The organism is Acidovorax sp. 62, assembly GCF_002754495.1.
In the GTDB taxonomy this organism is placed as follows: Bacteria; Pseudomonadota; Gammaproteobacteria; order Burkholderiales; family Burkholderiaceae_C; genus Acidovorax.
This window is the reverse complement of sequence record NZ_PEFJ01000001.1, coordinates 4,969,706-4,993,808: the sequence shown is the minus strand read 5'-3', so window position 1 is coordinate 4,993,808 and position 24,103 is coordinate 4,969,706. Positions and strand designations below refer to the sequence as shown.

The 24,103-nt window shown below is 63.8% G+C and carries 24 protein-coding genes; 9 read left to right on the top strand and 15 right to left on the bottom strand.

Annotation, left to right across the window (positions count from 1 at the left end):
• Position 1: 1 nt before the first annotated feature.
• Together CLU86_RS22380 and CLU86_RS22375 are read left to right on the top strand one after the other, a co-directional pair.
• A complete protein-coding gene (locus CLU86_RS22380; protein ID WP_233195175.1) occupies positions 2 to 2,173 on the top strand; it encodes a TolC family protein in 2,172 nt (723 codons plus the stop codon).
• Positions 2,170 to 3,261: an HlyD family efflux transporter periplasmic adaptor subunit gene (locus tag CLU86_RS22375; RefSeq protein WP_099743169.1), complete on the top strand. Its 1,092-nt coding sequence runs from the start codon at positions 2,170 to 2,172 to the stop codon at positions 3,259 to 3,261. Before CLU86_RS22380 ends, CLU86_RS22375 begins: the two co-directional genes overlap by 4 nt.
• A gap of 151 nt (positions 3,262 to 3,412) precedes the next feature.
• Here CLU86_RS22375 and hisA read toward each other — a convergent pair whose 3' ends face one another.
• From hisA to CLU86_RS22320, 11 genes are all read right to left on the bottom strand, one after another.
• Entirely contained in the window at positions 3,413 to 4,156 is a 744-nt protein-coding gene (hisA, locus tag CLU86_RS22370) for a 1-(5-phosphoribosyl)-5-[(5-phosphoribosylamino)methylideneamino]imidazole-4-carboxamide isomerase (RefSeq protein WP_099743168.1), read from the bottom strand.
• Positions 4,157 to 4,212: 56 nt separating this feature from the next.
• On the bottom strand, positions 4,213 to 4,881 hold the full coding sequence (hisH, locus tag CLU86_RS22365; protein ID WP_099658016.1) for an imidazole glycerol phosphate synthase subunit HisH: 669 nt from the start codon (positions 4,879 to 4,881) through the stop codon (positions 4,213 to 4,215).
• A 50-nt stretch (positions 4,882 to 4,931) separates the two neighbouring features.
• Entirely contained in the window at positions 4,932 to 5,567 is a 636-nt protein-coding gene (gene hisB, locus CLU86_RS22360; protein WP_099658015.1) for an imidazoleglycerol-phosphate dehydratase HisB, read from the bottom strand.
• Positions 5,564 to 6,706 (bottom strand): histidinol-phosphate transaminase, encoded by a 1,143-nt coding sequence (hisC, locus tag CLU86_RS22355; RefSeq protein WP_099743167.1) that lies wholly within the window; start codon positions 6,704 to 6,706, stop codon positions 5,564 to 5,566. Before hisC ends, hisB begins: the two co-directional genes overlap by 4 nt.
• The gene (locus tag CLU86_RS22350; protein WP_099743166.1) at positions 6,703 to 7,155 is read right to left on the bottom strand and encodes a PIN domain-containing protein; all 453 of its coding nucleotides are present in this window, start codon (positions 7,153 to 7,155) and stop codon (positions 6,703 to 6,705) included. The genes hisC and CLU86_RS22350 overlap by 4 nt, the downstream gene beginning before the upstream one ends.
• Entirely contained in the window at positions 7,152 to 7,376 is a 225-nt protein-coding gene (locus CLU86_RS22345; RefSeq protein ID WP_099658013.1) for a CopG family transcriptional regulator, read from the bottom strand. Before CLU86_RS22345 ends, CLU86_RS22350 begins: the two co-directional genes overlap by 4 nt.
• 196 nt (positions 7,377 to 7,572) lie before the next feature.
• A complete protein-coding gene (locus CLU86_RS22340) occupies positions 7,573 to 8,229 on the bottom strand; it encodes a sulfite oxidase heme-binding subunit YedZ (protein ID WP_369803866.1) in 657 nt (218 codons plus the stop codon).
• A 1-nt stretch (position 8,230) separates the two neighbouring features.
• Positions 8,231 to 9,229, bottom strand: coding sequence for a protein-methionine-sulfoxide reductase catalytic subunit MsrP (gene msrP, locus CLU86_RS22335; protein ID WP_099743164.1), 999 nt, complete (start codon positions 9,227 to 9,229; stop codon positions 8,231 to 8,233).
• 270 nt (positions 9,230 to 9,499) lie between these two features.
• Complete coding sequence (gene ccsB / locus CLU86_RS22330) at positions 9,500 to 10,837, bottom strand: c-type cytochrome biogenesis protein CcsB (RefSeq protein WP_099743163.1); 1,338 nt, start codon at positions 10,835 to 10,837, stop codon at positions 9,500 to 9,502.
• Positions 10,834 to 13,002, bottom strand: a complete 2,169-nt coding sequence (locus CLU86_RS22325) for a cytochrome c biogenesis protein ResB (RefSeq protein WP_099743162.1) — start codon at positions 13,000 to 13,002, stop codon at positions 10,834 to 10,836. The genes ccsB and CLU86_RS22325 overlap by 4 nt, the downstream gene beginning before the upstream one ends.
• A 150-nt stretch (positions 13,003 to 13,152) precedes the next feature.
• Positions 13,153 to 13,782, bottom strand: a complete 630-nt coding sequence (locus tag CLU86_RS22320; RefSeq protein ID WP_099658008.1) for a cytochrome c — start codon at positions 13,780 to 13,782, stop codon at positions 13,153 to 13,155.
• A 140-nt stretch (positions 13,783 to 13,922) separates the two neighbouring features.
• Between CLU86_RS22320 and yihA the strand changes: the two genes are divergently transcribed.
• Positions 13,923 to 14,621 carry a ribosome biogenesis GTP-binding protein YihA/YsxC gene (gene yihA / locus CLU86_RS22315; RefSeq protein ID WP_099743161.1) on the top strand — a complete coding sequence of 233 codons (699 nt, stop codon included), beginning with the start codon at positions 13,923 to 13,925 and terminating at the stop codon, positions 14,619 to 14,621.
• A gap of 55 nt (positions 14,622 to 14,676) precedes the next feature.
• On the top strand, positions 14,677 to 15,585 hold the full coding sequence (locus CLU86_RS22310; RefSeq protein ID WP_099743160.1) for an alpha/beta fold hydrolase: 909 nt from the start codon (positions 14,677 to 14,679) through the stop codon (positions 15,583 to 15,585).
• 115 nt (positions 15,586 to 15,700) lie between these two features.
• On the opposite strand, the gene CLU86_RS22305 is transcribed toward CLU86_RS22310, so the two are convergent.
• Positions 15,701 to 16,570: a lysophospholipid acyltransferase family protein gene (locus CLU86_RS22305; RefSeq protein WP_099743159.1), complete on the bottom strand. Its 870-nt coding sequence runs from the start codon at positions 16,568 to 16,570 to the stop codon at positions 15,701 to 15,703.
• A complete protein-coding gene (locus tag CLU86_RS22300; protein WP_099743158.1) occupies positions 16,567 to 17,418 on the bottom strand; it encodes a lysophospholipid acyltransferase family protein in 852 nt (283 codons plus the stop codon). Before CLU86_RS22300 ends, CLU86_RS22305 begins: the two co-directional genes overlap by 4 nt.
• A gap of 131 nt (positions 17,419 to 17,549) precedes the next feature.
• Here CLU86_RS22300 and metK point away from each other — a divergent pair, with 131 nt between their 5' ends.
• The 3 genes from metK (at position 17,550) to CLU86_RS22285 (ending at position 19,704) form a co-directional block, all read left to right on the top strand.
• A complete protein-coding gene (metK, locus tag CLU86_RS22295) occupies positions 17,550 to 18,731 on the top strand; it encodes a methionine adenosyltransferase (RefSeq protein WP_099658003.1) in 1,182 nt (393 codons plus the stop codon).
• A 316-nt stretch (positions 18,732 to 19,047) separates the two neighbouring features.
• A complete protein-coding gene (locus CLU86_RS22290; RefSeq protein WP_099658002.1) occupies positions 19,048 to 19,233 on the top strand; it encodes a DUF1328 family protein in 186 nt (61 codons plus the stop codon).
• Between the two features lie 9 nt (positions 19,234 to 19,242).
• Positions 19,243 to 19,704: a hemerythrin domain-containing protein gene (locus CLU86_RS22285; protein ID WP_099658001.1), complete on the top strand. Its 462-nt coding sequence runs from the start codon at positions 19,243 to 19,245 to the stop codon at positions 19,702 to 19,704.
• Positions 19,705 to 19,725: 21 nt separating this feature from the next.
• Here CLU86_RS22285 and CLU86_RS22280 read toward each other — a convergent pair whose 3' ends face one another.
• Together CLU86_RS22280 and CLU86_RS22275 are read right to left on the bottom strand one after the other, a co-directional pair.
• Positions 19,726 to 20,976: a diguanylate cyclase gene (locus CLU86_RS22280; RefSeq protein ID WP_099743157.1), complete on the bottom strand. Its 1,251-nt coding sequence runs from the start codon at positions 20,974 to 20,976 to the stop codon at positions 19,726 to 19,728.
• Positions 20,977 to 21,167: 191 nt separating this feature from the next.
• Positions 21,168 to 21,839 (bottom strand): NUDIX hydrolase, encoded by a 672-nt coding sequence (locus tag CLU86_RS22275; RefSeq protein WP_099657999.1) that lies wholly within the window; start codon positions 21,837 to 21,839, stop codon positions 21,168 to 21,170.
• A 164-nt stretch (positions 21,840 to 22,003) separates the two neighbouring features.
• Between CLU86_RS22275 and CLU86_RS22270 the strand changes: the two genes are divergently transcribed.
• Together CLU86_RS22270 and pncB are read left to right on the top strand one after the other, a co-directional pair.
• Complete coding sequence (locus CLU86_RS22270) at positions 22,004 to 22,861, top strand: cysteine hydrolase (RefSeq protein ID WP_099743156.1); 858 nt, start codon at positions 22,004 to 22,006, stop codon at positions 22,859 to 22,861.
• 46 nt (positions 22,862 to 22,907) lie between these two features.
• Complete coding sequence (pncB, locus tag CLU86_RS22265) at positions 22,908 to 24,101, top strand: nicotinate phosphoribosyltransferase (RefSeq protein WP_099743155.1); 1,194 nt, start codon at positions 22,908 to 22,910, stop codon at positions 24,099 to 24,101.
• Positions 24,102 to 24,103 lie beyond the last annotated feature (2 nt).

Genomic DNA, 24,103 nt, shown 5'->3' with positions numbered 1-24,103 from the left:
CATGTTGAAACGCCACTGGGGCCGAACCCTGCAACAAACCGCTGTGCTGCTGTGCGTGGGCTTTAACCTGCATGCAGGCCTAGCGTGGGCAGATACCGCCCAACTGGCAGACCTGGAGACATGGGCCCAGACGTCTGCCCCCAGCGTGCGGCTGGCCCAAGCAGAAAAGGACGTGGCAGCCCACCGGGCAGATGCGGCGCGCGCCCGACAGGGCGGACGATTGTTTGGCGGTGCCACAGTAGGCAACGCCCGCGAAGCCGTGACAGATACCGTGAGCCGCAGCTACCAGCGCGCCCAACTGCAGGCTGGTGTGCGCTGGCCCCTGCTGGGCAGCCGTGAGGCGCAACTGCGCGCTGTGACAGAAGCAGAGCAGGGAACAGCAGCGCGGCAAGTGCGCCTACGGGCCGTACAGCAGGAAGCGGTGCACGCCGTGCGCCAGGCGTATTTGCGCCATCGGCATGGCATGCAGCGTGTCGCACTGACCCAGGCATTCCTCACTGAAAAAGAGACCATCGAAGCATCGCTGGAGCGCCGCACACAGGCCGGGTACATGCTGCCAGCCGAGCGCATGGGACTGAGCGGCTTGTTCTCTTCCGCCGAAACCCTGCAACGCACTTTGCAGTTCACCACGCAAAGCACCCTGCGCGAGCTGTCGCGGCTGACCGACCACAGCATCACCGCGCTGGACACTGCCCCAATGGTTTGGCCCGACGCATGCACCAGATCCCAAGACGTGCTGGCACAGGTGGACGAACACCCCAGCGTACAGCAGGCGCGTCTGGAAGTGGATGCCGCCAACCAGATCGCGACCCACCTGCGCCGCGAAACGGTGGAAGCCGGAGTGTCGCTGTCGCAATCCGTCAGCAGAGATTTCGGGGGGCAACCGGGCCACAGCACGACCGTGGGCATCGACCTATCCGTCCCTCTGGAATGGAAGGCCCATCGTGATGCGCTGCTGGGCCAATTGCAAAGCGAGCGCTACAGAGCGGAAAGCCAGCTGGAGCTGCGTCGCGGTGAATTCCTCACGGCGGCTGAGTTGGCGCTGGGGCTGCGGCAAATCAGACAGTCGGACCAATCCAATGCTGAACGCCTGCTCCTGGTCGCGCAAGAGAACCTGCGTGTAGCCATGCTGCGCCAGCAACGCATCGACGACGGTGATGCCTATGCCAAAGTGCTGAACGCACGCTATGCCCTGTTGCAAGCGGGGTTGCAATGGGTGGAAGCTGCAGAGCGGCTGGATTTGGCAACGGCTGAGCTTGCCTCCTGGTCCACCGCAGGGTGCGCCCAAGCCATCACCACGCCCCACAGCACATCCACACTCCGGCCTGTTTTGCTCTCGCTGATGGGCAATCCCTTTGCTCAAGCCTCCCCCCCCCCTCTGGCTCCTCGGCAGGCCAGCACAGTGAGCACATCCGCACGCGCAGCCGAAGTACACCCGGCCTTGGGCTGGTATGTCTGGAACGGGCCAGCGCTATTGCAAACTCCCAGTCAGTTAAAGGCGCTACCGCCAGGCACCCAACGGGTGCTCGTATCCTTTACGAATCGCCAACTACAAGCGTTGGTAGAACCGACAGGCCAGCAACGTTTGACGCAGCTGGTCGCGAAGGCCAAACACAGGGGCGTGAGAGTGGAGTTGCTGCTGGGCGAGCCCACCTGGGTCTTGCCTGCGGGGCGAGAGCAGCTGTTGAATCTGATCAAATCTGCGCGCCACCTGCCTTTTGATGCACTGCACCTGGACCTGGAGCGCAGCCAATTGCCAGAGGCAGACCAACCACAGTGGGACCAGGGGGTGTTGGACACAGTGAAGGCCGTGCGGGACATTACCCCCTGGCCCGTGGCACTGACAACGCACTACCGCGAGCTTGAATCCCCTGGCTTCGCACAGCGATTGCAAGAAGCGGGTGCCGGTGAACTGACCGCCATGCTTTATGTGAGCAACACGGACCGCGTCTTTGACATTGCGCGGCCTCTGCTGCAAGGGCCACCGGGCCTGAAGCTCTCCATTGCGCAAAGCATGGAGCGTGCGCTAGCGGCAGAGGAGAGCAATTTCCAGCTCGGAAAAGCTGCCGCGCTGCAGCGCTGGAACGTATTGGCAAAGCAACTGTCTGCCCTGCCCCAATTCAGTGGAGTGATCGTGCAGTCGTGGGAAGAATTTAAAGAGGCGCGCCCTTGAAAATCCAGTTTGATATTCCGCCCAGTTCTCCTCAAGAGAGCAACGGCTTGTCTGTGAAGTACGCAGCATCCAAACGGCAGGTTCCGCGCTGGCGTTGGTATCTGCTACTGGCCATGGTCCTGACACCACCAGCCTATCTGCTGGGCCGCTTTGTCGTGTCCTACTGGTGGGAAACCACGCCAGGACTGGTCGTCACAGAACAAACCGTGCTGCGCTCCATCACCCCAGGACAAGTGGTGCACATCGCGGGCGTAGGTGACAGGCTTTCGTCAGGCCAGGCACTGATGGACGTGAAACGAGATGCGCCCGCCAGCGCCGCCACGATGAACCAGCCAATGGCTGAACCACCGCTCGAATCCGCCATTGCAGCCACCTCACCCAGCGAGCCCTTGGCAGAGCGCTTGGCATCCCAAGAAGCAGCACATCGCTTGAGCCAGCAGCAACTGGCACTGCAACAAGAGCGGCTCAATGCCATACAGTCCTTGCGTGCAGAAGGTGCAGCCACACGCAGCGAGGTGGACAACGCACAGATGCAGGTCTTCCAGGCACAGGCCGAAGCCAGCAGGACCCGTGCCGCTGCACAGGAGGCCCGGTTGGCACTGGCCCAAGCCCGAGTGCCAACCCCTCTACCAGCCAAACGCCCAACACCTCAACCCGAGTTAGGCGGGCAGAGCAAAGACCCCCCCCAAGACCCGCCACAGGCCACGCTGAAAGCTCCTTTTGATGTCGTGGTCGTACGCCAGCTGGTGCGCTCTGGCGAGCATGTGGAGGCAGGGACCGATGTGGCGGTAGTGCAAGGCACTGCCAAGCCACCGCTGGTGCATGCGTACTTGCCCCCCAGCCAGGCCCGCTACGCCCAGCCCGGAAGGCAGGCCACCCTGCATTTCATGGACGGCCGTAGCCTGCGCGCTGAGGTACAGGACGTCATTTCCGAAGCAGAACGCACCCCTGCAGAGCGCGTTTCCCCTCTGACGCCACGCATGCCTTCGATTGTGGTGCGCCTGCGGCCTTTGGAAGAACTCCCTCCCAGCTACCGCATCCACTACCTCCCCCTGGATGTGCGCTTTGACTGGGTATGGGGAGGCTAAGGCCCACACTGCCCCCCATCCAACCCCAAACACGAGCGCCCCAGCAGGGTTGATGACAGACCACAAGCCACCCCAGAAACAAACAAGGCCTGCACAGCCAATACTGTCCAGGCCTTAAGGCACCAAAGGTCAATCAAAAGCTGCGCTGCGCCTAGCCCTCGCCCAGCTCGTCTGCACGCGCCTGCGCCGCAGCAAAGTCCAGGTCGCCGCTGTAGATGGCACGGCCGCAAATGACGCCTTCCACCCCTTCGGATTCGACGGCGCACAGCTGCTCGATATCGGCCATGTTGGAGAGGCCACCTGAAGCGATCACGGGGATGCTCAGCGATTGGGCCAGCTTGACGGTGGCGTCGATGTTGATGCCCGAGAGCATGCCGTCGCGGCCAATGTCGGTGTAGATGATGGACTCAACGCCCCAGTCTTCGAACTTCTTGGCCAGGTCCACCACTTCGTGGCCGGTGAGCTTGCTCCAGCCGTCGGTGGCCACCTTGCCGTCCTTGGCATCCAGGCCCACGATGATGTGGCCGCCAAAGGCGCTGCAAGCGTCCTTCAAAAAGCCTGGGTTCTTCACCGCAGCGGTGCCGATAATGACGTAGCGCAGGCCGCCATCGATGTACTTTTCAATGGTGTCCAGATCGCGGATACCGCCACCCAGCTGCACGGGAATGTCGCTGCCCACCTCTTTGAGGATGGACTTGATGGCGCTGTAATTTTTCGGAACACCCGCAAAGGCGCCGTTCAAGTCCACCAGGTGCAGGCGGCGCGCGCCCGCATCCACCCACTTGCGGGCCATGGCCGCAGGGTCTTCACCAAAGGTGGTGGATTGGTCCATATCGCCTTGCTTGAGGCGAACGCAGTGGCCGTCTTTGAGATCGATGGCGGGGATGAGCAGCATGATGGGTTCGGGAGGAAAAGGGCGAGGTGAAACTCGGCCCGAACGGGTTGAGGGATTCAGGGATTCCAGTGCAGAAAGTTGCGGTACAGGGCCAGGCCGTGTTCCGCGCTTTTCTCGGGGTGAAATTGCGCGGCAAAAATATTATCGCGCGCAATGGCTGCGGCGAATACTCCGCCGTAGTCTGCTTCTCCGGCACAGTGCGCCGCGCTGTGCGGACGCGCATAAAAGCTGTGCACGAAGTAAAAGTAGCTGTTGTCAGGAATACCGGCCCACACCGGGTGCACAGCACCACCATGGGGCACTTGGCGCACCTGGTTCCAGCCCATTTGCGGCACCTTAAAGCGGCTGCCATCGGGCTGGGTGCGGCCGGCCAGGTCAAACTTGATGACTTCGCCAGGGATCAAGCCCAGGCCGGGTGTGTCGCCCTCGGCACTGTGGTTGAGCAGCATCTGCATACCCACGCATACGCCAAACAAGGGCTTGGACGCGGCGGCTTCCAGCACGGATTCCTGCAGGCCCGACTCGCGCAGCTCGCGCATGCAGTCGGGCATGGCACCCTGCCCTGGCAACACTACGCGCTGGGCAGCGCGCACGGCGTCGGGGCTGGAGGTGACGACCACCGTCCAGCCAGTGCCTTGCGCCGCAGCCTGCACGGCCTGCGAGACCGATCGCAGATTGCCCATGCCGTAGTCCACCACGGCGACTGTTTTTGCTTCTGTATTCATAGCTGTTAGCGCTTATTGGATGGGCGCTAGAGGCCTTTTTGGCTTAAAAATCAGAGACTGCCCTTGGTGGACGGGATGGTGCCTGCAGCGCGCGGATCGCGCGTGAGCGCGGAGCGCAGCGCACGGGCAAACGCCTTGAACACCGTCTCGCACTGGTGGTGGGCGTTGATGCCCTTGAGGTTGTCGATGTGCAGCGTCACGCCCGCGTGGTTCACGAAGCCCTGGAAGAATTCGTAGGTGAGCTGGGTGTCAAAGCCGCCAATGCTGCCCGCAGTGAAGGGGATGTGCAGGTGCAAACCGGGGCGGCCCGAGAAGTCGACCACCACACGGCTCAATGCTTCGTCCAGCGGCACGTAGGCATGGCCATAGCGCGAGATGCCCTTCTTGTCGCCCACGGCCCGCGCAAACGCTTGGCCCAGGGTGATGCCCACGTCTTCCACCGTGTGGTGGCCGTCGATGTGCAAGTCGCCCGCGCAGTCGATGTCCAGGTCGATCAGGCCGTGGCGGGCAATCTGCTCGAGCATGTGGTCAAAGAACCCGATGCCCGTGTGCAGCTTGGACTGGCCCGTGCCGTCGAGGTTGATGCGCACGGTGATGCGCGTCTCGGCGGTGTTGCGGCTGACTTCGGCAATGCGGTCGGCTGCGGAATCGGTGGCGGTGGAAGTGACGAGTGCGGAGGAGGTCATAGGGAGGCTTGGAGTGCGGCCAGCATGGTGGCGTTGTCCTGGGCGTTGCCCACGGTCAGGCGCAAACAGTTGTGCAGCAATGGGTGCATTGTAGAAACGTTCTTGATGAGGACCTTACGGGTTTTCATGCCCTCATAGGTCTTGCCCGCGTCGGCCACGCGCACCAGCACCATGTTGGCCTCGCTGTTCCACACCTTTTCGATGCCCGGCATGGCACGCAAGGCCGCGATGAGCACGGTGCGCTGCGCACGCAACTCGGCCGCCTGGGCGGCAAACACATCGGCATGCTCCAGCGCAAACAGGGCGGCTTCGCAGTTGAGCACGCTCACGTTGTAGGGCGGGCGCACCTTGTCGATCTCAGCCACCAGCGCGGGCTGCCCCAGCATGTAACCCAGGCGCACCCCGGCCAGGCCAAACTTGCTGAGCGTGCGCATCAGCAGCACATGGGCATTGCGCGCGGGCTCGGCCTGCATGCGGGTGAGCCAGGTGCGGCTGGCAAAGGGCTGGTAGGCCTCGTCCACCGCCACGATGCCGCCTTGTGCGCCCACGGCGTCGATGATGCGCTGCACGGCCCCCTCATCCCACAGCGTGGCGGTGGGGTTGTTGGGGTAGGCGATGTAGGTGATGGCGGGCTTGTGCTGCGCAATGGCGGCCAGCATGGCGGGCTCGTCAAGCTCAAAGTCGGGCGTCAAAGGCACGCCCACAAAGTCGAGCCCCTGCAGTTGTGCGCTCATGGGGTACATCACAAACCCCGGCATGGGGGCCAGCAGGGTGGCGCGGTGGCCAGTGCCGGGCTGCGCGCAGGCCAGGGCCAGCAGGGTGATGAGCTCGTCCGAGCCATTGCCCAACACCACGTCGGATCCCGTGGGAGCCCCTGCGTAAGCAGCCAGCGCGGCTTTCAGGTCGTTCTGCCGTGCACCGGGGTAACGGTTGAGCGCCAGTGCCCCCAGCCGCTGGCCCAGCGCGGTCTGCAGGGCCTCGGGCAAGGCAAAGGGGTTCTCCATCGCGTCCATCTTGAGCATGCCGGTGGACGGCTGCACCACGTACGAGTGCATGGCGCGCACATCGGGGCGGATGCGGCTCAGGGCATTGGCGAGCGTGTCGGTGCTGTCAGTGGGCGTGGAGGTAGCAGAGGTCATTCGGCAGTGTCCAGTTCGTTGGGGGCCAAAACAAAGGGGTTGATGGCGCGCACGGCGTCCAGCACCTGGTCGTGCGGCAAGGCTTCGGTCAGCAAGTAGCGGCAGCCCTGCTGGTGTGCGGACGAAACGATGAGCGCATCCCAGTAGCCCAGGCCGTAGCGGTCTTGCAGATCCCACGCGCCATCAACGGTGTAGGCATCCAGGTGCGGCGGCAGCCAAACCCGCAGGCGGCGCACCTGGGCGCGCACTTGCTGCAGCACGTGGGGGCCGGAAAAACGCTGGATGGCTTGGTTGTACAACTCGTTGAGCACCTGCGAGCTGATGCGCCCGCTGCGCGTTTTCCAGCAAAAAGTGAGCCATTCGCGCGCACGCGCCTGGCGCTCGGGATCGCGCTCGTCCACGCTGGCGAGCAGCACTTCGGTGTCGACAAAAATGAGGGGGTTGCTCATCGCTGAAACAAGGTTTCGCGTGGCACATAGGGGCCTGATGAGGTGCCCCAGGTCTCAAACGCCAGGGCCTCGCGCATGGCCTGGGCGTAAGCGTCTTCCTGGCGCATCTTCTCGGCCAGCCATTCACCCATGAGGCGAGAGACGCTGCTGCCGCGCTTGGCAGCCTCTACCCGCACCCACTCGGCCACGGTGTCGTCCATCGTGATGGTGACGTTTTTCATGAAGGCCAGTTTACACGAACTTCGTGGACCACGAAGTTCGTGTAGCCACCTATCTCAGCGCACTCGCCGCAATGGAGGAGTGCCGTCAATCCATAAAATTGAAGAGAAATTGGCCTCTAGCGCACTATCAATAAGCGCAAGTAGCTACTAAAGATATAGCAAAACCGATGGAGCGGGAAACGGGACACCACCAGAGTCAGCCCTTCAGCCTGCGCCACAGCCGCCAGCCCAACAGCCCCGCAATGACGGCGGCATACACCGCCACTTCGGCAAAGTTGTTTTTGCCAGCGCGCATCCAGAAGAAATGCAGCACCGCCAGCAATGCGGCGGCGTACACCGAGCGGTGCAGCGCCTGCCAACGCTTGCCCCCCAGCGCCCGAATGGCCCGCTGGAACGAGGTGGCCGCCAGCGCCAACAGCACCAAAAATGCCAGCGTGCCGACCAGGATGAAGGGCCGCTTGGCGATATCGGCCAGGATGTCTGGCACATCCAGCCCCATATCGAGCCAGCTGTAGCTGAGCACATGCAAGCAGACGTAGAAGAACGCAAACAGGCCCAGCATGCGCCGCCACCGCGCCAGCGCGGGCACCGCAAACGCCACGCGCAGCGGGGTCAAGGCCAGCACCAGGCACAGCGCCCGCAGGGCCCAGTCGCCGGTGGAGCGGATCAGCGCTTCGGCCGGGTTGGCACCCAGCTGGTTGGTGGCTGCGGCCACGACCAGCCACACCGCAGGCAGCAGCGCCGCGCAAAACAACAGCGGCTTGGCGGCGGGGTGCAGCAGCGCCTTGCGCCAATCGCCCTGGGCGCGCACAGGGCTGGTAGCGCTGGCAGGGCGGCTTGTATCTGCCCGCACGTCAGTAGAACTTCTTGAGGTCCATGCCCGCATACAGCTGGCCGACCTGGGCTTCGTAGCCGTTGAACATCAGCGTCTTGCGTTTCTTGGCAAACAGGCCGTCCTCGCCAATGCGGCGCTCGGTGGCCTGGCTCCAGCGGGGGTGGTCCACATTGGGGTTCACGTTGGAATAAAAGCCGTATTCCTGCTGCGCCGCCTTGTTCCAGGCGGTGCCGGGTTCTTTCTCGACAAAGCGGATCTTGACGATGCTCTTGGCGCTCTTGAAGCCGTACTTCCATGGCACCACCAAACGCACCGGAGCACCGTTCTGGTTGGGCAACACCTCGCCATACATACCAAACGCCAGCAGGGTCAGCGGGTGCATGGCTTCGTCCATGCGCAGGCCTTCCACATAGGGCCAGTCGAGCACGCGCGAGCCTACGTAGGGCATGGTGGCCTTGTCGGCCAGGGTCACAAACTCGACGTACTTGGCATTGCCCATGGGCTCCACGCGCTTGATCAGCTCGGCCAGCGAGTAACCCACCCATGGGATCACCATGGACCAGCCCTCCACACAGCGCAGGCGGTAGATGCGCTCTTCCTGCGCGCTGAGCTTGATCAGGTCCTCAATGCCGTACTTGCCGGGCTTCTTGACCAAACCCTCCACCTCCACCGTCCACGGCGCAGTTTTGAGGGTGTGCGCATTGCGCGCAGGGTCGGCCTTGTCGGTGCCAAATTCGTAGAAGTTGTTGTAGGTGCTCGCGTCCTTGTAGTCGGTGAGTTTCTCCATCGACACAGCCCCAGCCACCGCCGACTTGGCGCCGGGCAACGCTGCCAGCTTGCCAGGGCGTGGCACCTGCTGGGCCATGGCCTCGCGACTGGCCCAGGCTGCCATGGCGGCACCGGCAGCGCCCCCCGCCATCAGCTTGAGCATCTGGCGGCGGTCTTCATAGATGGCCTTGGGGGTGATTTCGCTGGGAATCGGGTGCTGAAAACCCGTGTTGCGAGGCGGTGTCCGCATGGGAAGTCTCCGGTAATTGGGCACTGAGGGCTGGTGTGCATAGGAGCACACTGGCGACTGTTAGTTCGCACTACACACCGATCAGGTTACACCGGGGACGCAATAGTTGCAGACGGAGGGGAAAGCCCCGCTTTTCACGCCATGAGCCGCACCGAGAGGCTTGCAAAAATGCATTCGGGCTGAGTCCATCGAAGCACCATGCGAGGCTTCGACGGGCTCAGCCCGAAAAGTCTGGGGTGGGACGGATCGAAAGCGACCGATCCCAAAGCATCACAACGTGCCGTAGCTGTGCAGCCCACTCAAGAACATGTTCACCCCCAGGAAGGCGAAGGTGGTGACCACCAGCCCCACCAGCGCCCACCAGGCAGAGATGGCGCCGCGCAGGCCCTTCATCAGGCGCATGTGCAGCCAGGCCGCGTAGTTCAGCCACACGATCAGCGCCCAGGTTTCCTTGGGGTCCCAGCTCCAGTAGCCGCCCCAGGCCTCGGCCGCCCACAGGGCGCCCAGCACGGTGGCAATGGTGAAGAAGGCAAAGCCCACCGCGATGGACTTGTACATGACATCGTCCAGCACCTCAAAGGTGGGCAGGCGTTCAGCAATGCGTTTGCGGCCAAACAAGATGCTCGCCACGATCAGCGCAGACACGCCGAAATACACCATCCAGTAGCTGCTGCCGCCTTCGGTGGCGTTCTGGCGAAACACGATGGGCTCAAAACACAGCACCACGCCCAGCAGCCACAGCGGCGCCAGCTTGTACCAGCGGGTCTCGCTGGCTTGCAGCTTGATCAGGTAGGCAAAGGCCACCATGGCGGCCAATGCAAACGTGCCGTAGCCAATGAAGTTGGCGGGCACATGCAGCTTCATCCACCAGCTCTTGAGGGCGGGCACCAGGGGCTGGATTTCATGCGCCTCGCGCACCACGGTGTACCAGAGCAAAAAGCCCACCGCCGCGCTCACCACCAGCATGACGAAGGCGCCCAGCGAGCGGGTTTCGTACTGCTCTTCGTAGTACAGGTAAAACGCCGCCGTCATCCAGCAGAACATCACGAACACTTCGTAGAGGTTGCTGACCGGGATGTGGCCGATGTCGGGGCCGATGAGGTAGCTCTCGTACCAGCGCACCAGCGTGCCGATGAGGGCCATGGCCACCGCCACCCACGCGATGCGCGAGCCGATCATGCCCATGGTGTGCCCCTCGCCACGCGAGAACATGCCCACCCAGTAAAAAGCCGTGCTCATGAAGAACAGCATGCTCATCCACAAGATGGCGGACTGGCTGGAGAGGAAGTATTTGAGCCCAAACACCGTGTCCGCCCGCGCCAGGTTGCCCACGCCGTCTTGCTGGTACAGCCCAATCGCCATGAGGGCCACTGCCGCCACGGCCAGCATCAGCACCCGCAGGGGCCGCCAGAACCAGCCCAGCCACACGGTGCACGGCACGGCGCCAATCAAGATGCCTTTTTCATACACGTCCATGTAGGCGCTGTAGCGCTGAAACGCATACAGCCCCCCGATGGCGACCACGGCGGCAAACAGCCAGTCAAGCCAGTTGCGGCGGGTGAAAAAGCCCTCGTTCAGGGTGATGGTGGTGGTCGTAGCGGTGTTCATGCGTGGCCTGCTGGGGTCTGGGGCTGCGGCTGGGCCCCGATCAGTTTTTGAGCGAGCTGGACAAATTCCTTGTCCCCGTCCATCGTTTTGCGGTTGGTGGAGAGCGCCATCAAAGCATGCGAGCCCTGGCCTTGGGGGGATAACCACACCCAGACGCGGCGTTCACGGATGTAGAGCATGGCAAAAACGCCCAGGATCAGCAAGGCGCAGCCCAGATAGACAATGTTCTTGCCGGGGGCACGCGCCACCTGGAACACGCTGGCCTGCACCTGGGTGAAGTCTTTGAGTTCAAACGCGATCGGCGCGGGGTACATCACCGCATCGCTGAGCGACAGCACCGCCTGCGTCATGAAGCCCCGCGTGCGGTCGTCTTGTTCCAACGGTTTCAGCCCGGCGTTTTCACGGGTCAGTTGCGCTAGCTCAAACAATGAGCCGTTGAGGATGCGGATCAGCACCTCCCCCGCACGCGAGCGTTCGGCCTCGGGCACGTTGGCTTCCATGAAGTCGGAAATGGCCTGCAACCCACCGGCAGGCTTGCCCTGTGCCGCTGGCAGCGCCCCAGCAAACACGGCCAGGGCACGCGATGCGGATTGAGACAGTTGCTCGGCCAGCTCGCTGCGCGAGGGCTCGATGGCCTGGGCCACGTAGCGGCGCACGGCTTTTTCACGCGCCGCCGGGTCGGCCAGCGCCGCCCGCATGCGCACAAAGCCGTCCATGCCGCCCTGGTCGTCTGCGGGCACACGCAGGTAGCGGAAGGGCTCGGACGGTGTTTCACGCACGCCCAGCAAGAAGACCGGCGTGCCATCGCCCGTGTCCACGGGCAGCATGTAGTTGTGGAACTCGCGGGCCTGGCCTGCGGCATCGCGCAGTTTGTAGCTCACGCTGGGGCCTACATTGCGCAGCTCTTTCTTGGTCACGGTCTTGTTGGCCGCGCCCAGGCGCGATTCGACCGATTCGCGCAAATCCACCTTGCGCACATCGGCGCCCGAGAGGTTCTCTGCCCCACCGGCAAAGTTCTCGACGTTGATGATGCGCAGCGCCGTGAACTCCAGCGTCAGGGTGTCGCTGCCCGGGCCGCCGCCGTTGTTGGTGAGCTGGGTGGAGCTGCCCACCACGCCTTCCACATCAAACGCCTTGGCGCCCGCCACCATGGGCACGGCGCGCAGCTTCAGGCGCGAGCCGCCGTCGTCAAAGCTCGACTGGTAGATCTCGATGCCTTTGTAGCTGGCAGGGTGGTTCACCTCCACCCGGGCCGGAATCTTCTCGCCCGTGGCCTTGTCGTGGATGATGATTTCGCTGGCAAACAGCTTGGGCATGCCGGTGGAGTAGTGCTCGACGATGAACTTCTTGAGCTCCACCGCAAAAGGCAGCTCTTGCAGCAGCACGCCGTCCGACTGGTTCAGGATGGCGGTGCTCGATTGCGTGCCCTCGGCCACCAGCAGGTTGCCCCGGAAGGTGGGGTTGCGCTCAGACAAGCGGTGTTCTGGCTTCACCTCGGCAATCAAGCCACCGCCTGCGTAAGGCGTTTTGCCGCCCAGCAGCATCTGGGCGCGCACGATCAGGTCACCGTCGAGCAAGCCGCCCACGCACACCAGCACGATGGCGCTGTGCGCCGCGATGTAGCCGATCTTGTTGGCAGCCCCCGCCTTGGCCGCCACCATCCAGCCCGTGCCAGGGCCGGCAGCGGTGTCGCGCTGCTGCAGTCGCACCTTCCAGCCGCCGCTGGCCAGCATGCCGCCAATGCGCCGCGCTTCGGCTTCGGTGGTCTGCGCGAGGGGGCTTTCGGCCTTGTGGTGGAAGGCGCGCAGGCTCTGCTCGCGGATATTTTCTTTATAGGCTTTGATGTCGCTCAAAAACTTGGGGGTGTTTCGGGCGATGCACAGCGAGGTGCTGACCACCAAAAAGGCCAGGATCAGCAAAAACCACCACGCGCTGTACACCGCATTGAGCTGCACGGCGCCAAACAACTCGGCCCAGAACGGCCCGAACTGGTTGACGTAGTTCACCGCAGGCTCGTGCTGCTTGAGCACGGTGCCAATGACCGAGGCGATGCAGATCACCGTCAACAGCGCAATGGCAAACCGCATGGAAGACAGCAGCTCAACCCCTGCGCGCAGGGCCCGTGAGCCAGACTGGACGCGAACGCCTTGGGTGGTTTCAGACATGGAGATAAAGGAGCGAGAAGCGAAGGGGGTGAGGCGAAAGAAAAAGGGCGGGGCCATCAGTGTGATGGACCCGCCCTTTTTGGGGTTGTTATTGGCGGTAGGTTCCGTGCTGCCCGGTCAAACAGGCCACGGTTTGTTGACCAAGATCAATCAGCGCAGGCCAGCGATGTAATCCGCCACCGCCTTGATTTCCTTGTCGTTGAGCTTGGCGGCCACCTGGGTCATCTGGGTGCTGTTGGCGCGGGTGCCGTCGCGGAAGGTGTTCAGCTGGGCCACGGTGTAGTCAGCGTGCTGGCCCGACAGGCGGGGGTACTGGGCAGGAATGCCTGCACCGTTGGGGCTGTGGCAGCCTGCGCAGGCGGCGATGTTGCGGTCTGCAATGCCACCGCGGTAGATGCGCTCACCCAGTGCCACCAGGTCTTTGTCCTTGGCAAAACCGGCCTTGGCGGGCTTGGAGGCCACCCAGTAGGCAACGTTCTTCATGTCCTCGTCCGACAGCATGGAGGCAAAGCCCTTCATGACCGCGTTGTTGCGCTTGCCGGACTTGAATTCCTGCAGCTGCTTGACCAGGTACTCGGGGTGCTGCTGCGACAACTTGGGGTTGGCAGCAATGGCCGAGTTACCGTCAGCACCGTGGCATGCCGCGCACACCGCAGTGAAGCTGGCCTCGCCCTTGACGAGATCCGGCTTGGCCGCTTTGGGTGCATCACCCGCTGCAAAGGCCGTGAAAACAGGTGCTGCGAGTACGGCAGCCGTCAGCAAGGAGGCGAGCAACTTCATATCGAGGGTGTGTTGTTTGTGTGCGCAAAAGCGTCACGATTCTACAATGAGGCTCCAGAGCATCCCAACTTTCCATGACTACCCCACCTTCCACGCCAGTTGACGGCGCCCCTGTGCTTGTGCCAGACGCTAAAACGGCCATGGGCTGGATGCACACCGCACGTTTTTTGACCACCGCGGCCCAATTGCACCACCTGCCGCCCATCGATGTGCCCGAAATCGCCTTCGTGGGCCGCTCCAACGCGGGCAAATCCACGTGCATCAACACCCTCACCCAGCAAAAGCAGCTGGCTTTTGCCTCCAAGAAGCCCGGCCGCACCCAGCACATCAACCTGTTCTCGCTGGGCAAGCAGGGCGTGACCGACGCCGTGCTGGCCGACCTGCCTGGCTACGGCTATGCCGCCGTGTCACGCTCGGACAAGGTGCGCTGGCAGCAGGTGATGGTCAATTACCTGGTCAGCCGCCCTGGCCTGACCGGCATCGTGCTGCTGTGCGACCCCCGCCTGGGCATGACCGAGCTGGACGAAGCCCTGCTCGAAGTGGTGCGCCCGCGCGTTGAAGAGGGGCTGAAATTCCTCATCGTGCTGACCAAGGCTGACAAGCTCACGCGGTCTGAGCAAGCCAAGGTGCTGTCCATTACGCGACTGAACGCGGGCGGCGGAGAGGTGAAGATGTTCTCGGCCCTCAAGAAGCAAGGCGTGGACGATGTGGCACAGCTGCTGTGGCAATGGGCGCACCCCGTGCGCGCAGAAGGCACACCAGCCGCCGCCGATGGTGCCCCGGGTGCCGCCGCATCCACCGAGCCCGCCAGCGACGACGAGGAATCACAGCAAAAATAGCCTCTAGCGCTTGATGAGAAAGCGCGAGAAGCTATCAAACCCATAGCAACTCGCCATGATCCAAACCCGCACCGCCCTCCTGCCCCACGGCGTTTCATTGCAGTGCCGCGAAAGCGGCATGCCTGGCAGGCCGGTGCTGGTGTTTTTGCATGGTTTCCCTGAGGGGGCGTTCATCTGGGACGAGTTGCTGCTGCACTTTGCCCGGCCTGAAAACGGCGGCTACCACTGCATCGCCCCTTACCTGCGGGGCTTTGGCGAATCCAGCAGCCCCCCGGCCACCGAGGCCTACCGTGCCAAGCACCTGGTGCAAGACCTGATCGCCCTGATTTCCACCACCTGCCCCACTGGTGCGGTGGAATGCCTGGTGGCCCACGACTGGGGCGGCGCCGTGGCCTGGAACCTGGCCAACCAGCAGCCCCAGTGGCTCAAGCGCCTGGCCATCATCAACTCGCCCCACCCCGGGGCCTTTTTGCGCGAGCTGCAAAGCAACCCGGCGCAACAAGCCGCCAGCCAGTACATGCACTTTTTGTGCAGGCCCGACTCTGAAGCGCTGCTGGCAGAAAACGACTTTGAGCGCCTCTTCGCCTTTTTCGACACGCCCGAGGGCCAGGCGCCCGCTTGGCTGACCGCCCCCGTGCGCGAGCAGTACCGCGCCCTGTGGCGCCAGGGCCTGACGGGCGCCTGCAACTACTACCGCGCCAGCCCCCTGCGCCCGCCGCGCGAGGGCGACCGCGCCGCGCTGGACGTGGAACTGCCCGAGTCGATGCTGCGCGTGGACGTGCCCACACTGGTGCTGTGGGCCATGGACGACCCGGCCTTGCTGCCAGGCCTGCTGCATGGCCTGCCCGACTGGGTGCACCGGCTGCAGCTGCGCCAGATCGAGCAGGCATCGCACTGGGTGGTGCACGAGCACCCCGAGCGCATCGCCCAGGAGCTGGGGCACTTCTTGCATCTGAACTGGTAAGCTATTAAATCAATAGCTTCTAGCGCTTATTCCGCAAGCGCTAGCGGCCATTTTTGCATCTACTTCCACGCTCAATAGCCACCGACCGCCGCTGCAGCCACTGCGTGGCGCCCCCTCACTCGTACACCGACGCCTGCGCCTCAGGCCGCGTCTTGAAGCGCTTGTGCACCCAGTAGTACTGGCCGGGCATGGTGTTGATGTAGGTCTCCAGCTCGCGGTTCATGCGGGCGGTGTCGGCTTCCACATCGTCGGTGGGGTAGTGGTCCCAGGCGGGGGTCAGCTCGGCCACATAGCCCTCGGGGGTCAGGCGCGTGTACATGCCGATCACCTTGGCGCGGCCCAGGCGCGCAAAGCGTGAGAGCGACGGCACGGTGGCCGTCTGCACACCGTAAAAAGGCACAAAGATCGACTCGCCCGCGCCAAAGTCCATGTCGGGCAGCAAGTACAGCAGGCCACCCTTGCGCAGGTTGCCAATGATGGGCTTGACGCCATCGGCCCGGTTGAGCATGCGCACATCGCCAAAGCGCTGGCGCCCCTGCATGAACCACTTGTCAATGGCGGGGTCTGGGTGGGTGGAGAAGATCGAGGTGAATGCGCGCTGCGTGCGCAGCGGCAGCACCAAACCGCCCGCGTCCATGCCGTAAAAATGGGGGGCGAAGATGATGGTGGGCACGTCCCCTTCCAGCTCGTGCACGGCGCCTTTGAGCTTGACGCGCCGCTCCACCACCGACTGCGGGGCCGACCACAGCCAGCTGCGGTCCAGCCAGGTCTGGCAAAACACGATGAAGCTCTCGCGCGCCCACTGTGTGCGCTGGGCTTCGGACGCTTCAGGAAAGCACAGCTCCAGGTTGCGCAGGGTGATCTTGCGCCTGGGCGCCGCCAGCACAAACAACAGCCGCCCCAGCAGCGCGCCTATGCCGCGCAGCAGCGGCAGCGGCAGATGGGCCAGCACGCCCATGAAACACACCCCCAGCCGACTCATCATGCGGACACCTCGGGCTGCGGCGCATCAGCGCGGGGTTGCTTGTAGCGGCCATAGCCCCACAGGTACTGGCCGGGGCATTGGCGAATCACATGTTCCATGGCGCTGTTGATCTGCCCTACGGCGGTGTTGAGGTCACTATCGAGCGGCTGGGGCAATGGCTCGGCATACATCACAAAGCCACGCCCGGCGCTCTCACGCTCGCAGCGCACCAGCAGCACGGTGGCCCCGGTCTGCAGTGCCAGGCGGGCGGCCAGGGTCATGGTGTAGGCCTCTTTGCCAAACACGGGCGACCACACGCCCAGCCCCTCGGGCGGCACCTGGTCGGGCAGCAGGCCCACGGCCTCGCCACGGCGCAGGGCCTTGATCATCTGCCGCACCCCCGACAGCGTGGTCGGCACGGCCTGCATGCCTGGGCGGTTGCGGGCGGTTTCCTGCACCTTGGCCAGCCAGGCCTGGCGCGCAGGGCGGTACAGCACGGTGATGGGGCCCTGCTGCGCACTCCAGCGGTTTGCAATGGCTTGGGCCGACATCTCAAAACACCCCAGGTGGGGGGTGAGAAAAATCACACCTCGCCCAGCGGCCCACGCCTGCTCCACGCAGGGCTCGCCCTCAATGCGCACAGGCACGGGCGCGCCCAGCCACAGCCGGGGCAGCTCGGCCACCATGCGCCCGGCGTGCCCCACGGCGGCGCGCACTTGTGCAAACGAATACCCCGCCAACGCGGCATTGGCCAAGAAACGCTTGCGGTACACCCCAGAGGCAGCAAAAGCCACCCAGCCCAGCACGCACCCGATGCTGTGGAGCAACCACAGCGGGAACGCGGAAAAGAAACGGAAGACGACTGGCATTAAAATATGTGGGTCGCTGAGTTAAATGAGCAACTTGCAGGGCGACGTAAAAAAAATCTGCTAAAGCGTTCGCCAAAGCTCCCTAGGCTGCGGGCGACGCCCAAAATGCCGGAACACAGGAGTTTATTCAAATGGCGAACGACTTTCTTTTTACCTCGGAATCCGTCTCTGAAGGCCATCCCGACAAGGTGGCAGACCAGATCTCTGACGCGATCCTGGACGCAATCTTCGAACAAGACCCCAAGAGCCGTGTGGCCGCTGAGACGCTGACCAACACCGGCCTCGTCGTGCTGGCCGGTGAGATCACCACCAACGCCCACGTCGACTACATCCAGGTCGCACGCGACACCATCAAGCGCATTGGCTACGACAACACCGAATACGGCATCGACTACAAGGGCTGCGCCGTGCTGGTGGCCTACGACAAGCAATCCAACGACATTGCCCAGGGCGTGGACCATGCGTCTGACGATCACCTGAACATTGGCGCGGGCGACCAGGGCCTGATGTTTGGCTATGCCTGCGACGAAACGCCGGAGCTGATGCCCGCCCCCATCTACTACGCCCACCGCGTGGTCGAACGCCAGGCCCAGTTGCGCAAGGACGGCCGCCTGCCCTTCCTGCGCCCCGACGCCAAGAGCCAGATCACGATGCGCTACGTGGACGGCAAGCCCCACAGCATCGACACCGTGGTGCTCTCCACCCAGCACAGCCCCGACCAGTCGGAGACCGCCACCAAGATGAAGGCCAGCTTCTACGAGGCCTGCATCGAAGAAATCATCAAACCCGTGCTGCCCAAAGAGTGGCTGCAGGACACCAAGTACCTGATCAACCCCACCGGCCGCTTCGTCATCGGCGGCCCGCAAGGCGACTGTGGCCTGACAGGCCGCAAGATCATCGTGGACACCTACGGCGGTGCCTGCCCCCACGGCGGCGGTGCGTTCAGCGGCAAGGACCCCAGCAAGGTGGACCGCTCAGCCGCCTACGCCGCCCGCTACGTGGCCAAGAACATCGTGGCCGCAGGCCTGGCGCGCCAGTGCCAGATCCAGGTGGCGTACGCCATTGGTGTGGCACGCCCGATGAACATCACCGTGTACACCGAAGGCACTGGCGTGATCCCTGACCACGAGATCGCCAAGCTGGTGGAGGCCCACTTCGACCTGCGCCCCAAGGGCATCATCCAGATGCTGGACCTGCTGCGCCCCATCTACAGCAAGACCGCCGCCTACGGCCACTTCGGCCGCGAAGAACCCGAGTTCACTTGGGAGAAGACCGATAAAGCTGCTGCGCTGCGCGCAGCAGCCGGGCTGTAAGCCCGCCGCGCTGACAGCGCGGTATCGGTCTTCGGGCGAAGTTCATATCGCGTCGGCGATGTGAACGCAGACCAAGGTACGGACAATGCGGTAAACATCGCCTCTTCCTCCAGGGCCCTTCGGGGCCCTTTTTCATGCACGACGCCAAGGGCAGGGCCATCGCCCCACAGGCGCCTTGCGCGTGCGCCCCTCTTGCGTGCACCTCCTACACACCGCAGCTCGGCAGGCCTACAGCGCCGCTGCCAGCCCGCACCTATCGTGAAGGCTCTTGGCAACCCGCAGGTTGTCTCCCACACCACCCACGGAGGACGTTCCCATGCTCAAGTACGCGATCATCTTTGCCCTGATTTCCCTGGTGGCCGGGGCGCTGGGTTTTACGGGCGTAGCGGCCGGGGCCGCTGGCATTGCCAAAATCCTGTTTGTGCTGTTTCTGGTGCTCGCGGTGGTGTTTGTGGTGCTCGCCATCAAGGGCGCCAGTGCTGTGCGCAGTGCGCTGAAGTGAGGGCGCGCGATGACCATTTTTGAAGCCTTGCGCCAAAGCCATGAACTGCAACGCACGTTGGCAGCCAAGATGCTGCAAACCAGCGGCGACACCCCCGACCGCCACAGCCTCTTTGCCACGCTAAAAGACGAATTGGCCGTGCACGCGCTGGCCGAAGAGCGGCACTTCTACATTCCGCTCATGCAACTCGACCCGGGCGTGGACCTCTCGCGCCACGCGATTGCCGAGCACCACGCGATCGACGAACTGGTCGAGGCGCTGCAAGCCACCGATGCCTCCAGCCCCGGCTGGCTGCCCCTGGCGCGCAAGCTGGCAGACAAGGTGACACACCACCTGCACGAAGAGGAGCAGCGCTTCTTTCAGATGGCCGGCAAGCTGCTGACCGACGCGCAAAAATCCACGCTGGCCGGGGGCTACGTCAGCGAGTACGCGGCGGCCAAGGCGAGCCTGGCCTCTTCGGCCGCGGCGTGACCGCCCCAGCCGCTGCGCTCATCACGCGGCCGCGCCGGGCTCCTTCGCCTGCACCACGCAGTTGCGGCCCCGCGACTTGGCCACGTACAGGGCCTCGTCTGCACGCTTGATGAGGGCATGGCTGTCTTCCTTGTGGTCCCAGGTGGCCACGCCAAAGCTGGCGCTCACATGGCCCACCGCGTCAAACGGCGTGCCTGCAATGCGCGCGCGCACCGCCTCGGCGATGGCCATGGCGGCGTCCAGCGGGGTTTCCTTGAGCAAGATGATGAACTCCTCCCCCCCAAAGCGGGCCGCGCAGTCGGACGAGCGCAGCAGCTCGCGCACGCGCAGCGCCGTGCTCTTGAGCACCACGTCGCCCGAGTCATGCCCAAAGGTGTCGTTGATGCGTTTGAAGAAGTCGATGTCGAACATCACCACCGACAGGCTGCTGTTCTTGACGCGGATGGCCGACATCTCGGTCTCCAGCCGCTCAAAGAAGCGGCGGCGGTTGACCAAGTCGGTCAGGAAATCCTTGGTGGCCAGGTCTTCGAGCTTGAGGTTCAGCCGCGCCATGGGCTCGATCACCAGCGACGACAGCGACAGGTTGAGCCCCACGAACAACAGCACAAAGCTGCCCACCAGCGCCCCCATCACGGTGTAGAACGTTTGCCGCGCCTTCTCCAGCGGGTAGAACATGGGCACCTTCACCACCTGCACGCCCACCGTCTCGTTCATGGCCCAGCCAAAGCCGTTCTTCTCGCCGTAGATCTTGAGCATGGTGGGCGGAGCCACGGCCGGGCTGCTGTGGCAGGCCATGCACTGCGGCTGCTTGATGGTGATGGGGCGGGCCACGTACAACGCGCGGTGCATGCCCTCGCCCACCTCGCCGCTGACTTCCTGCTTCAGGTCCACCTTGCCATCACGAAAGTCCTGGATCACGCGCTCCTCCCACTCATTGGCACGGTCGCGCGCGTTGGTGGGGTTGAGCACGGCCTCTTTGTACTCGTAGCCCGGAAAGCGGTTTTGCAGGCGTTTGAGGGTTTCGGTGGCCGCATAGGCGGGCACCGTCTGGGGCAGGAATTTCTCTTCCAGCTTCTCGTCCAAGTGCGGCTTGACCAGCTCGGTCGTGTAGTCGCGGATCGCCATGGCCGAATGCATCATCAGCTGCGAGTTGTGGCGCACCTCATCAATGGCGGCCTTTTGCAAAAAGCCATGCACATAAAAGCCCGCGCCCGCCGCCGCCAGCAGCAGCACCACCGCCAGCACCAGATTGAATTTGAGTCGTATCGACATCCACACTCCCGCGTCTCGGCACCGGAGCCGACACATGCATCATGAGAAAAATAGTGCGCGCCGCTCAGCAGCAGCCCCGCGCGTTGGGTGCAGTGACCTTACCCGCCCTGTGTGACAGGCCACCGTGGCTGCGGTTGTGCCAGATTCGGCACCACCCGTCCAACAAATTTCTGCCAAACCGCCGCAATGGCCTACAAACCACGGCTGCTGGTTGACAAGCTGCCCCGAAACCCCGGCTTGATGCAGTACAGCTGCGCAGGCCGGTGCGCCGCCCCGGTCTGCAGCGCCCCCGGCACGGGCTCCAGCATGGCCAGCTCGTCCATCTTGCGGCGAAAGCTCACCTTGTTGACGGGCTCGCCCAGCACCGCCTCGTACACGGCCTGCAACTGCGGCAGCGTGAACGGCTCGGCGCACAGGTGCACGGGCATGGACGAATACTGGCTTTTGCTGCGCACGCGGGCCACGGCAGCATCGACCATGGCACGGTGGTCAAACGGCAGCGCGGGCAACCCGGCCACCGGCACCAGCGTGAATGGCGTGCCCGCCAGAACCTCGGGCGGCACCAGGGCGCAATACGCCACGGCCAGCGACCAGCCCCGAGGGTCGCGCACCGGGCCAGAGAAGGTGGCCAGTTGCTCCAGGTAAGGGCTCTGCAGCCCCGCCTTGTCGCGCAGCACCCGGGCCGCGCTGGCCTGGGCATCGGCATCCTCTTGCGCATGGATGTAGCCCCCCGGCAGCGCCAGGGCCCCGGCAAACGGCGCGCGCTCGCGGCGCAACAGGGCCACTTGCAACGCGCCTTGCTGCAGTGTCAGCAGCACCACATCGACGGTACAGATCACAGCGGGCATGGTGGGTTCGGTCATGCGCCGAGTTTGTCACAAACATGAACAAACCAAGACCTGCCTCAGGCACGGATCCTTCGAGAGCGAATTCCTCACACTTTCCATGAAACAAGTCTTTTCAACTTACTTAGTTTATTTTTTGTACTAACAAGATTACACTGCACCCACACACCAAGGAGAAGACCATGGCCCGCAACATCCAGCTGCTGGTAATCGACCCGCAAAACGACTTTTGCGACCTGCCTGCCGCATGGCAGCCCGTGGATGCGCTCACCGGCCAGCGCACCGCCCCCGCCCTGCCCGTGCCGGGCGCCCATGCAGATATGCAGCGCCTGGCCCAGTTCATCCGCCAGCAAGGCGGCCACTTTGACGACATCACCGTCACACTCGACTCGCACCAGCGCTTTGACATCGCCCACCCCGGCTTCTGGCAGACCGGTGCGGGGGCCGATGTCACGCCCTTCACACCCATCACCGCTACCCAGGTGCGGGCGGGCGACTTCACACCGCGCGACTCCGCCGCCCTGCCCCGCACCCTGCAGTACCTGGACGCGCTGGAAGCCCAAGGCCGCTACACCCTGATGGTGTGGCCCGTGCACTGCGAGGTGGGCAGCTGGGGCCACGGCGTGCATGCCGACGTGCTGGCCGCCTGCGGGGCCTGGCAACTGCAGCGCCAGCGCGCCGTGCGCAACGTGTTCAAGGGCACCAACCCCTGGACCGAGCACTACAGCGCCATCGAGGCCGAGGTGCCCGATGCGGACGACGAAAGCACCGCCCTCAACACCGCCCTGCTACGCCAGCTGGGCCAGGCCGATGTGCTGCTGATTGCGGGCGAGGCCAGCAGCCACTGTGTGCGATCGACCACCGAACACATCGTGCAGCACCTGCCGCGCCTGTTGCCGGGTTGGCAGGCCAGCCGCATCGTGCTGCTGACCGATGGCATGAGCCCCGTGGGCGGGTTTGAGGCGCAGCACCAGGCGTTTCTGGAGGGCATGCGCGCTGCGGGGGCACAGCTTGCAAATATGAATGAAATCAGCCTCTAGCACCTATCCATAAAGCGCAAGCAGCTATTAATAAGTGAGCACTACCATGCAACCCGTCATCACCAGCCTGCTCGACACCGACCTCTACAAGTTCACCATGTGGCAGGCGCTGCTGCACCGCCACCCGCAAACGCAAAGCGAGTACCGCTTTGTGTGCCGCAACACGCCCGCCTACCCGCTGGCCGAACTGCTGCCCGAGGTGAACGCCGCGCTGGACCACCTGTGCACGCTGCGCTTCACGCCCGATGAGCTGGCCTACGTGGCCGGGCTGCGCTACATCCAAAGCGACTTTGTGGACTTTCTGCGCATCTTCCAGTTCCAGCGCAGCTTCATCAGCGCCTGGGCCGAAGGCGAGCAACTGCACATCGTGGCGCGTGGCCCGCAGGTGCATGTGATGGGGTTTGAGATTTTTGTGCTGGCCATAGTCAACGAGCTGTACTTCCGCCGTTTCGATGCCACTGCAGCCCTCGCCAGCGGCCGCAAGCGCCTGGCCGCCAAGGTGCAGCAGCTGCAGGCCCTGGCGCAGCAGGCCACGCTGCGCCACCCGTTCGAGCTGTTCGACTTTGGCCTGCGCCGCCGCTACAGCGGGGCCTGGCAGCGCGAGGTGGTGCAGACCTTTGCCACACAAACACCACAGTGGTTCAAGGGCACCAGCAACGTGCTGCTGGCGCGCGACCTGGGCCTGGTGCCCATCGGCACCATGGCGCACGAATACCTGCAAACCTACCAGGCCCTGGGCGTGCGGCTGCGCGACTTTCAAAAGGCCGCGCTCGAAGACTGGGTGCAGGAATACCGGGGCGACCTCGGCATTGCGCTGACCGACACCGTGGGCATGGACGCCTTTTTGGCCGACTTTGACCTGTACTTCGCCAAGCTGTTTGATGGCCTGCGCCACGACTCGGGCGACCCGGTGGCCTGGGGCGAGAAGGCCCTCGCGCACTACGCCCGCCTGCGCATCGACGCCCACACCAAGCGGCTGGTGTTCTCCGACGGGCTCGACCTGGAACGCGCCCTGATGCTGTACCGCCACTTTGGCGACCGCACGCAGCTCGGGTTTGGCATTGGCACAAACCTCACCAACGACATGGGCGCGGACCACAAGCCCCTGAACATCGTGATGAAACTCGTGCGCGCCAACGGGCAACCGGTGGCCAAGCTGTCGGACACGCCTGGCAAGACGCTGTGCGACGATGAAACCTACCTGGCCTATCTGCGCCAAGTCTTCCATGTGAAGGACTGACA

What these genes read in the sequence shown, in the direction of transcription:
- CLU86_RS22300 (WP_099743158.1), bottom strand. Translation starts at nt 17,418, where the DNA reads ATGCCAGTCGTCTTCCGTTTCTTTTCCGCGTTCCCGCTGTGGTTGCTC.
- CLU86_RS22325 (WP_099743162.1), bottom strand. Translation starts at nt 13,002, where the DNA reads ATGTCTGAAACCACCCAAGGCGTTCGCGTCCAGTCTGGCTCACGGGCC.
- ccsB (WP_099743163.1), bottom strand. Translation starts at nt 10,837, where the DNA reads ATGAACACCGCTACGACCACCACCATCACCCTGAACGAGGGCTTTTTC.
- CLU86_RS22280 (WP_099743157.1), bottom strand. Translation starts at nt 20,976, where the DNA reads ATGTCGATACGACTCAAATTCAATCTGGTGCTGGCGGTGGTGCTGCTG.
- yihA (WP_099743161.1), top strand. Translation starts at nt 13,923, where the DNA reads ATGGGCTGGATGCACACCGCACGTTTTTTGACCACCGCGGCCCAATTG.
- pncB (WP_099743155.1), top strand. Translation starts at nt 22,908, where the DNA reads ATGCAACCCGTCATCACCAGCCTGCTCGACACCGACCTCTACAAGTTC.
- CLU86_RS22305 (WP_099743159.1), bottom strand. Translation starts at nt 16,570, where the DNA reads ATGATGAGTCGGCTGGGGGTGTGTTTCATGGGCGTGCTGGCCCATCTG.
- CLU86_RS22285 (WP_099658001.1), top strand. Translation starts at nt 19,243, where the DNA reads ATGACCATTTTTGAAGCCTTGCGCCAAAGCCATGAACTGCAACGCACG.
- CLU86_RS22290 (WP_099658002.1), top strand. Translation starts at nt 19,048, where the DNA reads ATGCTCAAGTACGCGATCATCTTTGCCCTGATTTCCCTGGTGGCCGGG.
- hisC (WP_099743167.1), bottom strand. Translation starts at nt 6,706, where the DNA reads ATGACCTCTGCTACCTCCACGCCCACTGACAGCACCGACACGCTCGCC.
- hisA (WP_099743168.1), bottom strand. Translation starts at nt 4,156, where the DNA reads ATGCTGCTCATCCCCGCCATCGATCTCAAAGACGGCCACTGCGTTCGC.
- hisH (WP_099658016.1), bottom strand. Translation starts at nt 4,881, where the DNA reads ATGAATACAGAAGCAAAAACAGTCGCCGTGGTGGACTACGGCATGGGC.
- metK (WP_099658003.1), top strand. Translation starts at nt 17,550, where the DNA reads ATGGCGAACGACTTTCTTTTTACCTCGGAATCCGTCTCTGAAGGCCAT.
- CLU86_RS22275 (WP_099657999.1), bottom strand. Translation starts at nt 21,839, where the DNA reads ATGACCGAACCCACCATGCCCGCTGTGATCTGTACCGTCGATGTGGTG.
- CLU86_RS22345 (WP_099658013.1), bottom strand. Translation starts at nt 7,376, where the DNA reads ATGAAAAACGTCACCATCACGATGGACGACACCGTGGCCGAGTGGGTG.
- hisB (WP_099658015.1), bottom strand. Translation starts at nt 5,567, where the DNA reads ATGACCTCCTCCGCACTCGTCACTTCCACCGCCACCGATTCCGCAGCC.
- CLU86_RS22270 (WP_099743156.1), top strand. Translation starts at nt 22,004, where the DNA reads ATGGCCCGCAACATCCAGCTGCTGGTAATCGACCCGCAAAACGACTTT.
- CLU86_RS22310 (WP_099743160.1), top strand. Translation starts at nt 14,677, where the DNA reads ATGATCCAAACCCGCACCGCCCTCCTGCCCCACGGCGTTTCATTGCAG.
- CLU86_RS22320 (WP_099658008.1), bottom strand. Translation starts at nt 13,782, where the DNA reads ATGAAGTTGCTCGCCTCCTTGCTGACGGCTGCCGTACTCGCAGCACCT.
- CLU86_RS22350 (WP_099743166.1), bottom strand. Translation starts at nt 7,155, where the DNA reads ATGAGCAACCCCCTCATTTTTGTCGACACCGAAGTGCTGCTCGCCAGC.
- msrP (WP_099743164.1), bottom strand. Translation starts at nt 9,229, where the DNA reads ATGCGGACACCGCCTCGCAACACGGGTTTTCAGCACCCGATTCCCAGC.
- CLU86_RS22380 (WP_233195175.1), top strand. Translation starts at nt 2, where the DNA reads ATGTTGAAACGCCACTGGGGCCGAACCCTGCAACAAACCGCTGTGCTG.